The 13,251-nt window shown below is 70.4% G+C and carries 15 protein-coding genes; 14 read left to right on the top strand and 1 reads right to left on the bottom strand.

Going from position 1 to position 13,251, the window contains the following annotated elements:
• Window positions 1–78: 78 nt before the first annotated feature.
• From ACIQGQ_RS34930 to ACIQGQ_RS34905, 6 genes are all read left to right on the top strand, one after another.
• On the top strand, window positions 79–1,188 hold the full coding sequence (locus ACIQGQ_RS34930) for a hypothetical protein (RefSeq protein WP_402403979.1): 1,110 nt from the start codon (window positions 79–81) through the stop codon (window positions 1,186–1,188).
• A 37-nt stretch (window positions 1,189–1,225) separates the two neighbouring features.
• Window positions 1,226–1,447 (top strand): hypothetical protein, encoded by a 222-nt coding sequence (locus ACIQGQ_RS34925; RefSeq protein ID WP_402404079.1) that lies wholly within the window; start codon window positions 1,226–1,228, stop codon window positions 1,445–1,447.
• A 193-nt stretch (window positions 1,448–1,640) separates the two neighbouring features.
• Window positions 1,641–2,780, top strand: a complete 1,140-nt coding sequence (locus ACIQGQ_RS34920) for an AAA family ATPase (protein ID WP_402404076.1) — start codon at window positions 1,641–1,643, stop codon at window positions 2,778–2,780.
• Window positions 2,777–4,576, top strand: coding sequence for a hypothetical protein (locus tag ACIQGQ_RS34915; protein ID WP_402403976.1), 1,800 nt, complete (start codon window positions 2,777–2,779; stop codon window positions 4,574–4,576). Before ACIQGQ_RS34920 ends, ACIQGQ_RS34915 begins: the two co-directional genes overlap by 4 nt.
• Window positions 4,577–4,802: 226 nt before the next feature.
• On the top strand, window positions 4,803–5,276 hold the full coding sequence (locus ACIQGQ_RS34910) for a hypothetical protein (RefSeq protein ID WP_402403973.1): 474 nt from the start codon (window positions 4,803–4,805) through the stop codon (window positions 5,274–5,276).
• 99 nt (window positions 5,277–5,375) lie between these two features.
• Window positions 5,376–5,801 (top strand): hypothetical protein, encoded by a 426-nt coding sequence (locus ACIQGQ_RS34905; RefSeq protein WP_402403970.1) that lies wholly within the window; start codon window positions 5,376–5,378, stop codon window positions 5,799–5,801.
• A 791-nt stretch (window positions 5,802–6,592) separates the two neighbouring features.
• Here the strand turns inward: ACIQGQ_RS34905 and ACIQGQ_RS34900 are convergent.
• On the bottom strand, window positions 6,593–6,871 hold the full coding sequence (locus ACIQGQ_RS34900) for a hypothetical protein (protein ID WP_402403968.1): 279 nt from the start codon (window positions 6,869–6,871) through the stop codon (window positions 6,593–6,595).
• A 163-nt stretch (window positions 6,872–7,034) separates the two neighbouring features.
• On the opposite strand from ACIQGQ_RS34900, the gene ACIQGQ_RS34895 reads away from it, so the two are divergent.
• From ACIQGQ_RS34895 to ACIQGQ_RS34860, 8 genes are all read left to right on the top strand, one after another.
• Window positions 7,035–7,796: a hypothetical protein gene (locus ACIQGQ_RS34895; RefSeq protein WP_402403965.1), complete on the top strand. Its 762-nt coding sequence runs from the start codon at window positions 7,035–7,037 to the stop codon at window positions 7,794–7,796.
• A 293-nt stretch (window positions 7,797–8,089) separates the two neighbouring features.
• Window positions 8,090–8,473, top strand: a complete 384-nt coding sequence (locus ACIQGQ_RS34890) for a hypothetical protein (protein WP_402403962.1) — start codon at window positions 8,090–8,092, stop codon at window positions 8,471–8,473.
• Window positions 8,470–9,270 (top strand): DUF317 domain-containing protein, encoded by an 801-nt coding sequence (locus tag ACIQGQ_RS34885; protein ID WP_402403959.1) that lies wholly within the window; start codon window positions 8,470–8,472, stop codon window positions 9,268–9,270. Before ACIQGQ_RS34890 ends, ACIQGQ_RS34885 begins: the two co-directional genes overlap by 4 nt.
• A 38-nt stretch (window positions 9,271–9,308) precedes the next feature.
• Window positions 9,309–9,620, top strand: a complete 312-nt coding sequence (locus ACIQGQ_RS34880; protein WP_402403956.1) for a DUF317 domain-containing protein — start codon at window positions 9,309–9,311, stop codon at window positions 9,618–9,620.
• A 45-nt stretch (window positions 9,621–9,665) separates the two neighbouring features.
• On the top strand, window positions 9,666–9,914 hold the full coding sequence (locus ACIQGQ_RS34875) for a DUF317 domain-containing protein (protein WP_402403953.1): 249 nt from the start codon (window positions 9,666–9,668) through the stop codon (window positions 9,912–9,914).
• 155 nt (window positions 9,915–10,069) lie between these two features.
• A complete protein-coding gene (locus tag ACIQGQ_RS34870; RefSeq protein WP_402403951.1) occupies window positions 10,070–10,570 on the top strand; it encodes a hypothetical protein in 501 nt (166 codons plus the stop codon).
• Window positions 10,567–11,349, top strand: a complete 783-nt coding sequence (locus ACIQGQ_RS34865) for a DUF317 domain-containing protein (RefSeq protein WP_402403949.1) — start codon at window positions 10,567–10,569, stop codon at window positions 11,347–11,349. The genes ACIQGQ_RS34870 and ACIQGQ_RS34865 overlap by 4 nt, the downstream gene beginning before the upstream one ends.
• Before the next feature lie 32 nt (window positions 11,350–11,381).
• The gene (locus tag ACIQGQ_RS34860) at window positions 11,382–13,172 is read left to right on the top strand and encodes a type IV secretory system conjugative DNA transfer family protein (RefSeq protein WP_402403946.1); all 1,791 of its coding nucleotides are present in this window, start codon (window positions 11,382–11,384) and stop codon (window positions 13,170–13,172) included.
• The last annotated feature ends 79 nt before the right edge of the window (window positions 13,173–13,251 follow it).

The raw sequence follows: 13,251 nt of genomic DNA, 5'->3' as shown, positions 1-13,251 counted from the left end.
GCGAAGGGGGAAGCCTCCGGCGATCCCGTGCAGGCGGCCCCCGATCTGGCGGACGCAGCACTCAGGTTCTGCGCGCGTATGGAGGGCATCGACTGCGAGACCGAGGTCGCACTCGATGCGACACGCAATCGGTACGGCCGCACCGTCAACGAGGGCGCCGCGGCAGCCGTACGAGCCCACCGCGACAAAGCAGCGGTCGAGGCGTACGCCACTCACCTCGCCCCGCACGCCGAGGCTCTCCTCGACGCCGCCCGTCTCGTGCTCGACGAACTGCCCCCAGCCCGGTACCTGGCCGGGTGGCGGACCGTGTTGGACGGCCTGGCCGCCTCCGCCGCCGAGATCCGCCTGGCCCTGGACCGGCCGGCCGTCCCTGGTTCCCCGGCCGACCGTGCTCAGAACACGGCTCTGTGGCCGTACCTCGTCATCTGGGCGGAACACGGGCCGATCGCCAGCAACCTCGTCGGCCAGCGCGACGGCCGGCACCACAAGGCTCCGCTGACCGGCGAGGAACAGCAGAGGTGGGCCGAGAGAGCCCGGGCCGCACAGTTGCGCGGCGACCTGGAGCTGACAGAGTCGTGGTACGCCGCCGACGGGCAGCCGATCACTCTTGCATACCTGGTCGAAGACGACGACTCCACAGTGGTCGCGCTGCGCGGCGATCCGGATGTACCCGGCTGGCAGGTGGTCGGGCACTACGCCCATAGCTACGAGGCAGGGAAGGTCCTTCCTGTTCCGGTCCCGCCCGGCGTGCTGCGGGCAGATGCCTCGCGCTTCAACCGCCCGGAGCCAGCTCCGGAGTTGTCCTTGCAGGACCTCATCCGGGACGTAGTCGAAGGCCGTAGTGCCAGTGACGCGTCGAATGCTCTCCTGGAGGCCGTCCAACGCGGCTTCGGTGCCGGCCCCATGGTTCGGCTGCAGGAGCTCTTGGAGGCGAGCGCCCAATTCTCCGGCGCTCTTGAGACCGCTCAGGGGCGCCAGATCGCCGCCCGCCTCTCAGCGCTGGGCCGGCAGATCGAGTTCCTCATCCGCGAGGTCGAAGGAGCGGCCGAGGACCTCGGTGCGACCGTCGCCGTGCTGCCCCCGCACCGCACGCCCATCCTGCCTTCCCGGCCGCGCCCGGCCGTGGACACCACGCCGTCTACGCCACCGCCCCGCGCCAATCCACCGCTTTCCCACCACCACCGATAGGAGTTCCGCCTTGCCCGATGTACCAGCAGAGCCGTTCATGACGATCCGGCACACCATCACCGGCGAGATCACCACCACCGGCTACAACGCCGCCGCCCTACGGATCCTGCTCCAGGACGGTTTCGAAGAGACGCCAGGCTGCGCCTGCCGAGCGACGGAACCCGGTACGGGGCGGACGCACGGGCGTGCTCGCCAGCAGGCGAGCTGCTCGTCGCCGACCATCCCCTGCACCTGGTCCGAGCCCGCGGTCGGCCGGTGAGCGCCGACAGCATGTCCCGGTTGGCCCGGTCGCCGATGTCGGCACAGTCCGTGACCCGCTCCGAGCGCGGCAGCTTCTCCATGTCATCACCAACCCCGGCCGCAGCCGCACCTGTTGAAGGGGCTTCGTTTTGACCACACCCGGACCGCCCTCCAGTCCTGCGCGCACCAAGGGCGGCGAACTACGGGCCAAGGTGGCCCGACTGCTGGCCGACCGGCCGGCGGATAGGCTCACCATCGGGGACATGGCCAGGCAGCTGGGCCACTCCCACGGCGCCGTCCGCAACGCCGCCCTCACTCTGGTGCGACGCGGCGAGGCCGACCAAGACGGAACCGGACAACCGTCGTTCTGCGCGAACGCGAAGACTGCCGCAGCCGCGCAGACCGCTGTGATCAGCCCACCGGGCACCCACGCTCCCCGCGCCCAGGCGGCCACGGCCCGCACGACCATTCCCCCAGCAGCCGCGCCCAGGCAGACCGGCCCGATCCGCCGCGCGGGGGGCCAGGTCTACCACCCCCGGGAGCTGGCCGATCTGCCCGACGTCGAGGCGCTGAATCGGCTGCGCGACGCCGACGTGCCGGTGCTGCTCTACGGCCCTCCGGGCACCGGCAAGACGAGTCTGGTCGAGGCGGCGTTCCCGGACCTGCTCACCGTCGCCGGTGACGGCGACACCACGGTCGGCGACTTGATCGGCGAGTACACACAGGACGACGCGGGAGCCTACGTCTTCCAGTACGGTCCGCTGGTCACCGCGATGACCGAGGGCCGCGCCCTGCTGATCGATGATGCCACCTTGATCTCACCGAAGGTTCTGGCGGCGCTGTATCCCGCGATGGACGGGCGCAGGCAGATCCAGGTCAAGGCCCACAAGGGCGAGACCATCAAGGCCGAGCCGGGCTTCTACGTAGTGGCGGGCCACAATCCCGGCGTCCACGGGGCAGTGTTGACGGAGGCGCTCGCGAGCCGGTTCAGCGTGCAGATCCAGATCGGCACGGACTATGACCTCGCCCTGGCCTTGAGGATCGATGCCCGGGTGGTCCGGGTCGCCCGAAACCTCGCCCACCAGGTCGAACTCGGCGAGCTGGGCTGGGCCCCCCAACTGCGTGAACTGCTCAGCTACCAGAAGACCGAGGCCGTCCTCGGCACCAAAGCCGCGCTCGCGAACCTGGTCGGCATCGCTCCTGTGGAGGATCGCGACGCCGTCGCCGCTGCCGTCATCAAGGCTGCCGGCGTCAAGGAGGTCGCGCCCCTCACCCTCGGCAAGCAACTCTCCGCCTCGGCCGTCCGGCAGCCCCCGAGCATCGGCTCCGTGCACCGGGGACGCTCACGATGAGCGCCCACCATCACGTCCAGTCCCCCGCCACCACGCCGGACGACGACGCCGACCTCGCGCGATGGGACGACGACGGCGCCCCGCCCGCGCGACCCCGTTCTTCCCCGGACGCGTGGCTGCGCGTGGGAGCCGAACTCGGCGATCGGCTCGTCGCCCTCTCCGGCCGTCAGGACCTCCTCGTCACCTGCCGCCCCGGCACGCGCAGCGGCGCACCGGCCGCGTTCTTCCCCATTCTGGGCGAGGTCGAGTTCGACGCCCGGCTGTTCGCCCCGCTCCAGCCCCACGAGGTCCATCCGCGGATCGTGGGCGATGAGGAGCGGTATCCCGCCGCCTGGGGAGTGTTCGTCCACGAGGCCGCGCACGCGGCCCACTCCGTCTGGACCCAGCCTGACGGAGCCAACCCCCGTGTCGTCGAGGCCGCGCTCCTGCTGGAGGAGAGCCGCGTCGAAGGCGCCCATCTGATCACCCGGCCCACCGACCGCACGTACCTGCGTACCAGCGCCCGCACCCTGGTCATGCCCGACATCGCCCATCCCACTCTCCAGGGGATCGAGCAGGCCGCCGCCGTGGCAGCCCTGATCCTCGGCCGCCGTGACGTCGGCATCCTGGACGCCGGCGAGACCCGGGCCGTCGCCGACCTGTGCGAAAAGGTGCTGGGCGCAGACCTGCTGGCCACACTCACCCGCATTTGGACCGCAGCCCACCAGTGCGCCGACCACGACGCCACGACCATGCTCGCGCACGGCCAAAGGTGGTGCGACGCTCTGGACACCGCGATTCCCGCCCTGCCCGTGCCGGGGAACCTCGTCGATCTGCTGTCCGGCGCCGTGGGGGTCGTCATGGACAGCACGGCCGCCACCGACGCCGCCGACCTCGCCGCCCAGGCAGCAGCGACCAACTCCATGGCCGCGAAGTCCAAAGCGCAGGCTGAGGACCGCGCCCAGCGGGCCGGCCAGCGACGTAAGGCCGCCGCCACTGCCAAGAGCGTCTTCAACACCCGTGGCACCACCGTCAACCCCGACGGCACACCCGCGCCCCGCAGCAATCCGGTCACCGGCAGCCGCCGGCCCACCGCCGCCGAGCAGAAGGCTGCCGCGCGCCTGAGCCGCGCCCTGCGTGCCGCCGCCTACCGCGAGCGGACCGAGGAGCGGACCACGAGCACCACCCCGCCCGGCCGCCTCAACATGCGCGCGGCCCTCGCCCGCGACGCCCAGCGCGCGGCCGGATCGGTCCCCACCGCGGAACCGTTCACCCACACCCGCCGCCGCAACTCCCCCACCCCACCGCTGCGCGTGGGGATCGCCGTCGACGTCTCCGGCTCCATGAGTGCCGCCTGCGCGCCCGTCGCGTCCGCTGCCTGGATCGTGGCCCGCGCAGCAGCCCTGACCGACCCCGACTCCCTCACCGCCACCATCGCCTACGACTGGCACCTGACCGCATTGACCCGGCCCACCCACCGAGCACCAGAGCGCGTAAAGATGTTCGATGCCGACGGCGGCCACCACAACCTCGGCGACGCCATCGACGCACTCGACCACGGCCTCGAACTCCGCCGCCCCGGCGCCGGCCGCCTCCTCGTGATCGTCACCGACGCCCACTACGACAACGACGAAACCGCTCAAGCCGTCACACGCGTCAAGCAGCTCACGACCGCCGGCTGCGCCGTACTCCAGCTCACCCTCACCGCGAAGTCCCGCCACTTGCCGGGGACCACCTTGCTGCACCTGCCCCGGCCCTCCAGCGCTCCCGTCGCCATCGCCACGGCGGCCACCGACGCCATCCGCAGGACGCGCTGAGACGACGCAGAAGGCGGAAGCGCCCCCGAGGCCACCGCCAAGCACGCCAGACAACCTCCGTCCGCCGCATGAATCGTGCATCTGATGCACGATCCTCCGCAACGACGCCGGCCACCACCCCAACCGCCGACGAAAGGCCCTCGATTTGAAGCCCCAGACCAGCAGCCCGACCTCGAACGCAGGACCCACCAAACGGAATTCCCCGGGGGTACGTACGCTCTGGACCGTGGATCACGCCTGTTCCCACAGCGTGGATCACGATCTGTCCAGCCGTCCTGCCGACAAGCGGGCGGGTTTTGCCCGTTGGCTCGCGTCGAAGGACTGCACCAGTTGCTGGAAGGCGGCGCGGGACGCCGATTCCGAGTCCAAGGAGGAGTGGCTCGCGACCAAGCGGGCCGAGGAGCAGGAGGCGGCCGTCGCGTGGGCGACGCAGTTCGACATGCCGGATCTGGAGGGCTCGGAGAAGACCCTGGACTGGGGCGGGCGTTCCCGCCACCAGCTGATGTCCGCCGCACACACCGCGCTCGTCGTCGAGGGCACGTGGGACGACGCGGACTGGGCGGAGCTGGAGGAGAAGGCCCGAGGCATCACGCGTGCTGGATGGTGGATCGATCAGCGCGACGCCGATGGCACTGACCTGCTCGAACTCCTCGACGCGGCCAGCGAGGCGGACCGCGGGACGGAGAATCCGTTCCGCTGATGGCGGGGCAACATAGCCGGGAATCGCCGGTTGGCCAAACCGGCATTCCTCCGGACTATTAATGCTCCCACCCCGCCAGCAACCGCGTGGAAGGAACTCATGTCCCAGCCCCCGCCCACCTCCGCGTTCGCACCCACACCCGATCCGCTCACCACCGACCGGAACGTCAGCCACGCCCACTTCCAGGCAGGTGACACTGTCATCGTTCTGAAGGGGTTGGCTGGCGGAGAGTTGTGGGGCGACGCGATGCGGATCGTCGCACCGTCCTGGCACACCCCGACCGACGAGGACGGGTGGCGGCTGCGCGATGCGACCGGCGGTGCCCAGTCCTACGTCACCGCCCATCCCCGCTATCTCGTACACCTCTCGCGCCGCTGCCCGGACTGTCTTGTCTACCTCCGGGCCATGGAGGAGGCGCTGCTCACACGGGTCGCCGGCCGCGACGAGATGGTCGACTGCGGCTGGTACACGACTACAGCGCTGGGCCAGCTGGTCCACGTCGAGGACATCCGGAACGGTCGGTGATTCCCTGCCTGGACGTGCGGACACACGCTCCGCACGGCCCGCTCGAAAAGGTGCTGGGCCGGCCGGTCTCACCGAACGAGGGTCTGCCGGAGCACACGGTCGTCGCCCACTGGCCCGGCCTGGATCGCTTCACCTTCGGCGACGAACAGAAGGCCTGGACGTCCGTCCGGTGGGCCGAGCACCTTCAAGAGCCCCTTCCCCCTCTTCGCGGCCTGCCATCCACGCGCCGCTGACGGCGTCGACCCAGCTCGCGGCCATCCTCGCCCAGCTGGCCGACGAGCAGAACGGCCCGCTGGCCGTGGTGCGCGGACTCGTCGAGCACACCTCGCACCGGATCGCCCGCCAGCCGGGCACAGCCAGCGCGGATGCGGCACACCGCCTGCAGTCGATCGTCCACCACCTCCACGCCATCCAGCAGGACCTGGACACCACCGCACCTTCCTGGTCCAGTCCCGTGCCGTTCTACCCCCAGCCGCCGTACGGCACGACGGCCACCGAACACGTAGGAGAACCGTCTCCTTGCCCCGCACCAACCGCTTCCTGGACATCCGCCGCGATCCGCACTCCGACGAACTCCTCGCACGCGGCGGTGACCCCGAGGCACACAGCATCCTCCAGCGCGCGGGCTTCGTCGCCGTCGTCCGCACGAGAAGTATCACCGTGTCCCCACCGGCCTCGCCGAGGACGACGAGTCCCGTCTCGCCACCGACGCCGTCGCCCGCCTGCGAGCGGCCGGGTACCACGTCGACTGCGACACGGCCTTGGACACCGGCTCGCGTCCGGCCAGCTACCTACCGCTGGGCGCCTCCGTCGCCCACGTCGCCGAGCGTCTTCGTGGGGCCACCACCACGGACGAGGCCGCCGAGGCGCTGACCGAACTGACCGCCGCCCACGATGGTGTCCTCGCCGCGCTGGAGGACATCCTCACCGCCGCCGCCGAATTCCACGACGGTCTCGGCCAGGCGGCCGACCCCTACATCGCAAGGCGTCTCCGCTACCTCGCCGACGAGCACCTTCGTGTTCTCCGTGTCGACCTCTCCGAGGCCCGCAACCAGCTCGCCGACCGTCACGCACCGCACCCCGGCCGCAGCACCTGCACCGAGGAAGTTTCGTCCACCGAGTACGAACGCTCCGCCGTGTGCGCCTGCCCGCCCCCGCCGCGCGCGGTTCCGGCCCCCCGCCCCCACTGGCCGCCGGACTGCGCCGCTGACTCCCACCTCGCCCAAGGACACCATGCCCGACCACTCCGACACCTCCGAGCGCCTCGCCTCCTACGCCGACGTCCTCGCCGGCGAACTCCCCGACAGCTGGACCAGCACCTACCTGTCGACCGATGCCAAGGACGCCCTCGCCGAACTCGCCGACCGCATCTGGGACCTCGACCTGGTCGCCGCCTCCCTCACCGAGCAGCCCCTGCAGCAGGCCGCCGTCCTGAGCCGGCCCGACGGCGCCCAACTCGTCGTTGTGGAGCGGCACGACGAGCGCGACGGCTTCCTCGTCGCCGCCATCGCCCCACGCTCCCTGCCCGACGAGGCGTACCGAGCCGTCCCCGAGCCCAACGGCATCGCCCTGGTGGATGACCCGTTCCTGAGTGCCGAGCAGGTCGCCCACGACCTGCTCACCCGCTACGACACCGCCCTCGCCCAGGTCCGCCACAACGCTCTGGGCGGCATCCAGCCCTCCCAGCCCGACCGTCTCGTCCTGACCTGGCAGTCGGACGGCAGCATCGCCACCGCCCCCGCCGACAACCGCGCCGACGCTGTCCTCACGGCCCACGGCTTCGTCCAGGACCCGCAGAGCGGCATCTACCGCCTGAATGGTGATGACACCCAGGCCCAGGCCCGCGCCCTGCGCGGACTCAGCCCGCGCCTCGACGCACTCGGCATCGGCACCGCCCTCCAGCATCCCGCAGGCCGGACCACGCCCACCGCCACGCCCGCTTCCGTGCCGCCTGTCCCGACCGGGCCCCGTACACCGGCCACGCATTCTCGGTGAACTGGAAGGAGCCCGGCTTCCGGGCAAACCGATACGTCCCCAGATCGGCCGACCACCGCCTCACCACCCGAACCAGGAGAAACCCGTAGTAACCCGCACGCCCCCACTGATCAGCAGTCGACTCAAGCCTCGAATCGCCACGGCCCACTTCCGCCGCTATCTGCGCGCCTGCATCCCGACCGGTCCTGACCACAGCTCCCCGCTGACGGCGCTCCACTCGAAGGCTGCCCTCGCCAAGCCACCGTGCATCGACCCGCGCCCTGACCGCTGACCGCCCATCAACACGGAGGAGCATGCCCCACCCCGCCCCCTACGCGGTGAGACTGACCGACGAGATCACCCGCCGGCTCGGCCAGCTCGCCGACCACCTCGCCCAGCTTCCCCCGCCGCAGGCCGCTCAGGTCATCGCCCGCACGCTCGACCCGGACAACGGAGTCCTCGGCGGCGTCACCCACCTCGTCGCCACCGGCAGCATGTTCGCCAAGGACCAGGCCGGACGCGGTGCACTCCCCGCGGACGTGTGGCTCGCCCTGGGCCACGCCTCGAACGCGCTTGGCGACATCGCCCTCGATATGGACGAACACATAGATACCCTCCAGCGCATCGGTGCCCAGCCCGCCGCTACGGCGGCGAGGCCCCCGGCACCAGCACCACTCGTCGTACGGCGCCGCCGGTGAAAAAGAAGCAGTGGCAAGGCTGGGGATCCGGCGAGCAGGCCGTGCAGCACTACCTCGTCCAGCCCCGCGCCCTGGCCGGCGGAGGCGATGTCCGTCACATCTCGGAGTTCCTGCGCGCCTCCGGCTGGCGCGACAGGTCCAAAACGGGCGGCCCCCTCGTCATGGACAGTCCGGACCGTGCGATCCGCGTCGCGTACGACCCATACACCCAGCCCGGCGGCTGGACCATTCGCGGCAGAGCCACCGCACATCACAGGGAGTGGTGGGCTCAGTTCGGACAACAGACCCCCGTCGAAGCCGTCGCCGGCCTGACCGATGCCCTCGCCCGCCCCCGCTCCGCGCACGCCCCCAATGTCTGGGCCCCGTTGGTGGAAAATAATTGGTCAACGGCGAGCGGCAAAGGGCATTACACCGCTATCAGCCCGGACGGCGCGGCCTGGATGCAGTTTCGCCAGAGCCAGGGCGGCGAGGCGATCTGGTGGACCGGCTCACGAGACGAGCACGGAAATGGCTGGACCGGGGCGATGTCCGCCAGTACCCCAATGCACCTGGTTCAGGGGTTCTCGACCGAACTCGCGAGTTCCGAGCCGGTGATGCGTCCATTGGGACATGTTCCGGCGAGCACCCGGATCCGCACGCGGTCGGTTTCCGTTCTGCCCTCCGAGCTCGCCGCGTGGCAGCAGGCCCGGATCACCGCCGCTCGTGCCGCTACCTGGGCACGAGCAAACGCACCGCGTGTCCGGCAGCGCTCCGCGACCAGCCGTCCCCGCCTCACCGACAGTTCCAGAAGCCGCTGATCCGGCTGCCCACCCGTCTCCTGGATCAACGAGGATCGATGTCCGAACGCCTTTACCCGGCCGACGCCGTAGCAGGTCCCACGTCCCCTGCCCTCCTCAGGGACTTCCCGCTCGACAAGCACATAGGCGGGCCCGGTCAGCACTCTGTGACGCGTCGCCATACGTCTCGGAACACGCTGCCCCGTCTGTGGTGGCGGCTGCTCGCCGAGCCTGACGGCAACGAGCCGGGCTGGTATGCCGAATTCGGAGAGATGGTGCCTGCCGAGGCCCTTGTCGGACTGACCGACGCGCTCGTCGCTACGCCCGTCGATCCGGCCCGTGCTGAGCAGGTTCTGGAGGCTGCGGGATAGCTCGTCGATGCCCGCGACAGCGCCCACTCCGCCCCGTTGGGGTGTGTGGTGGAGCGGCGGGATGCCTCCGGCGTCCGTTGCACTGCGCCTTGGCGTGAAGAGTTTCCGGGGTACTGGCGCTTTGAGGTCCTCGACACGTTCGAGCCTGCTGTCGACGGCCTTCGTCTGTGGCACGCCGTATTCGACGGGCGCACGCCCGAGCACCTCGTGGCCGCGTTTGCCACCGCGCTCGTCGGCCCTGAACCGGTAGCTGGTCGCCGACCTGTACGTCACCCGCATCACGTCGCTCCGTGATCACGCACGCACCACTCGCCGGAGGCAAGTTTTCCGAACTTCCCCGCTGCTGGCCCGCATCCCCCGCCCCGCTGTCCGTCACTGAACCCAAGGAACCGCCCATCTCCGCCAATCACCGCACGCACAAAGAATTCCTGGCCCACCTCGACAGCTACGTGAGCGAGAGCGCGAAGATCCTAGAAGCCTGGGACTTCTACTCCGACGAGCACACCGACCTCGATGGCTGGCCCCACGACGAGCTTGCCTACGGGCTGCGCGCCAGTCAGCGCGACGCCGACACCATGTCCGCGTTCGAACCGCTGCAGGCAGGTGTACGGCATCTTCTCGCCACGGCCGAAGTACAGCTGGTTCGCCTGCCCGCGAACACTGCGCAGTCCCGCTGGGTCTACCAGCTCGGTGTGCTCCGCTCCGCACTCGACCAGCTCGACGAACTGCGGGACGAGTGGCTGGAGAACAGCTCCACCCTCCGCCCGGGCACCGCAGAGTTCGACAACGCCCTCGCACTCCATCAGGCCGAATCGTGGAGCTACCTCGACGACTGGGCCAGCCACGGCCATGCGCTGCGGGAGATCAACACCGCAGCCCGCGGGGCCCCCTCGTCCCTCACCCCCGCACCGGCCCTTGCGCCCGTCCGGCGAACGGCGGCACGGAAGTGACCACGCCGGCTCCAGAGACCGTCGAGGTCGGCTTCATCGCTCCGCCCCACCTCGCCGGCGGGGGCGACCCCTCCTGGATCACCGTTCCCCTCCACCGCGTCTGCGGCTGGAGCCATGGCGACGATCCTCTGATGCCGCGCGTGCTGCTCTCCAGCCCCGACCAGAAGGCCCTCCTGCGCCTGGAGCCCCATCCCGACGGCCAGTGGTGGACCCTGCGCCATGCCGCCGAACCCACCCGCCCCGCCTGGTACGCCAGTTTCAGTGCCCGTACCCCCGTCGAACTGATCGCCGCCTTCACCGACGCCCTCACTGACCCGGCCCCGACCCCGGATGTTCCGTCCGACCCGTACGAAGCGCTCCGGGAGATGGGCTGGGAAACGGACGGCGAGACCGACTTCGTTTCTCCCGACGACACGGTGTGCGTCACACGGCTGGGAACACCGGCTGATCCGGGAGCCTGGTGCGTCTCCGTCAGTCTCGGTCCGTACCGGGAGAGTGTCTGGCAGGCCCGCTTCGACGCCCACACCCCGCCCCGCCTCGTCGCCGCATTCACCGCCGCGCTGACCGACCCGAGGCCGGTGCACCGAACCAACAGCGGACGCGGTCTGCCGACTCTCGACCCGGACGTCGTCACCCGCAAGTTCGTCGCCCTACCCGCCGCGTACATCGCAGGAGCGCTGGAAGCCCGGGTCCACTCCCTCGCTGCCCGGCACACCCCCCTGCCACCGGCGCCAGTCCCCTCTCAGCAACCGCCGCCCAGACACGGCCGCAGCCTCTGATCCCCACCTCCCCGCCCGGAAACACGTAGCCCTTGCCCCCTCCCTCCTCCAGCAGCAACACCGATGGATACGACCTCGTCCTGCGCCTCCTGCTAGGCGCACTCGCCGTCGTCGTCCCCCTGTCCCACCTGGCCTGGCTGTCCGGCAACATCACCGCCTTCCTCACCGGCACCAGTCCGGCCCCGTACCAGCCGACCAAGGCGCTGCTCCATCCCGAGCAGGTCTGGCCCACCGCGGGGGAAACGTCCCTGCTCATCGGCGCCCGCGTCGTCCCCGTTCTCCTGTTCCTCGCCCTCGGGGCGGGGGCGGGTGTCCTGTGGGTCCGGCACAAGAACCGAAGCGGTGGCCGGAAAAAGATCACCGACATGGCCAAGGCCCGGGACATCGAGCCGCTGATGGCCAAGGCGATCACCGAGAAAGCCCGATCCCTGCGCCCCAGTCTGAAGGGCGCCAAGCACATCGACGCGAAGGCCACCGGCATCCTTCTCGGCAACCTGCAGGGCAGCCGCCACGAAGTACGCATGGGGTTCGAGGACGTCGCCGTCGCGATCATGGCGCCCCGCTCCGGCAAAACCACCTCGCTCGCCATCCCCTCCATGCTCGGCGCACCCGGCCCGGTCCTGCTGACGTCGAACAAGGCCGCCGGCGACGCCTTCACCACCGCCTACGAGGCACGGGCCCGGGCGGGGACGGTGTGGACCATGGACCCGCAGCAGATCGCGCACGCCGCCCGCGAGATGTGGTGGAACCCCCTCGCCTCCGCGAAAACCCTGGACGGCGCGGGCCGGCTCGCCGGACACTTCCTCGCCGCCTCGGTCGACGCCAGCCAGCAGGGCGACTTCTGGTCGAAGGCCGGCAGCAACATCCTGTCCCAACTGCTCCTGGCCGCAGCCCTCGACGAGCGCCCGATCACCGACATCATGCAATGGCTCGCCTTCCCCGCCGACCGCACACCGCTCGACATCCTGCGCGACCACGGCTTCACCGCCGTCGCCGCACAGCTCAAGGGAACCGTGGAGGGCCCCCCGGAGACGAGGGACGGCATCTACGAAACCGCCCGGCAGTACGCCTCCACCCTCCTCAACGCGGAAATCGGCGCATGGGTGACCCCGCAGAAGGACGTACCGGAATTCCGGCCCGCCGAATTCGTCACGTCCACGGACACACTGTTCCTGCTCAGCAAGGACGGCGGCGGCGGAGCCTCGGCCCTGATCGCCGCATGCGCAGACTCCGTGATGCGGGCCGCGACCGCGCAGGCCGAACGTGTCGGCGGACGCCTCGACCCGCCCATGCTCGCGATCCTCGACGAAGCCGCCAACGTGTGCAAGATCTCGGACCTCCCGGACCTGTACTCCCACCTCGGCAGCCGCGGGATCATCCCGATCACCATCCTCCAGTCCTACCGTCAGGGCCAGAAGGTCTGGGGAGACACGGGCATGGACGCCATGTGGAGCGCTTCCACCGTCAAGGTGATCGGCTCCGGCATCGACGACCCCGACTTCGCCGACAAGCTCTCCCGTCTGATCGGCGACCACGACGTGGAGACCACGTCCACCTCGCACTCCGAGTCCGGCAAGTCGACCTCGGTCAGCATGCGCCAGGAGCGGATCCTGCCCGCCGACGCCATCCGTGCCCTCCCCAAGGGCACCGCGCTCTGCTTCGCCACCGGCATGCGCGCCGCCATGCTCGACCTACGGCCGTGGTACCGGGAGCCCGGCGCAGAGGAACTGTCCGCAGCGTCGGCCCGCGCGTCGCAAGCGATCACCGTCCGGGCCATCGCGAAGCACGCGCCAGCACAGTCCGACTTCGGGAAGGCCGTGTGAATACCGCGCTGCACCTCGTTCCGGTCCGCTCGCACCAGGCGAAGGAGTCCTGGCAAGCCTGGCACCACCACCCGCTGGG

The sequence above is a fragment of the Streptomyces sp. NPDC092952 genome (assembly GCF_044754785.1).
In the GTDB taxonomy this organism is placed as follows: domain Bacteria; phylum Actinomycetota; class Actinomycetes; order Streptomycetales; family Streptomycetaceae; genus Streptomyces.
This window is presented reverse-complemented; position numbering and strand designations above follow the sequence as displayed.

Excerpts from the sequence above, each read along its gene's own strand:
- ACIQGQ_RS34930 (WP_402403979.1), top strand. The coding sequence starts at position 79 with ATGGAGGGCATCGACTGCGAGACCGAGGTCGCACTCGATGCGACACGC.
- ACIQGQ_RS34925 (WP_402404079.1), top strand. The coding sequence starts at position 1,226 with ATGACGATCCGGCACACCATCACCGGCGAGATCACCACCACCGGCTAC.
- ACIQGQ_RS34915 (WP_402403976.1), top strand. The coding sequence starts at position 2,777 with ATGAGCGCCCACCATCACGTCCAGTCCCCCGCCACCACGCCGGACGAC.
- ACIQGQ_RS34905 (WP_402403970.1), top strand. The coding sequence starts at position 5,376 with ATGTCCCAGCCCCCGCCCACCTCCGCGTTCGCACCCACACCCGATCCG.
- ACIQGQ_RS34895 (WP_402403965.1), top strand. The coding sequence starts at position 7,035 with ATGCCCGACCACTCCGACACCTCCGAGCGCCTCGCCTCCTACGCCGAC.
- ACIQGQ_RS34890 (WP_402403962.1), top strand. The coding sequence starts at position 8,090 with ATGCCCCACCCCGCCCCCTACGCGGTGAGACTGACCGACGAGATCACC.
- ACIQGQ_RS34880 (WP_402403956.1), top strand. The coding sequence starts at position 9,309 with ATGTCCGAACGCCTTTACCCGGCCGACGCCGTAGCAGGTCCCACGTCC.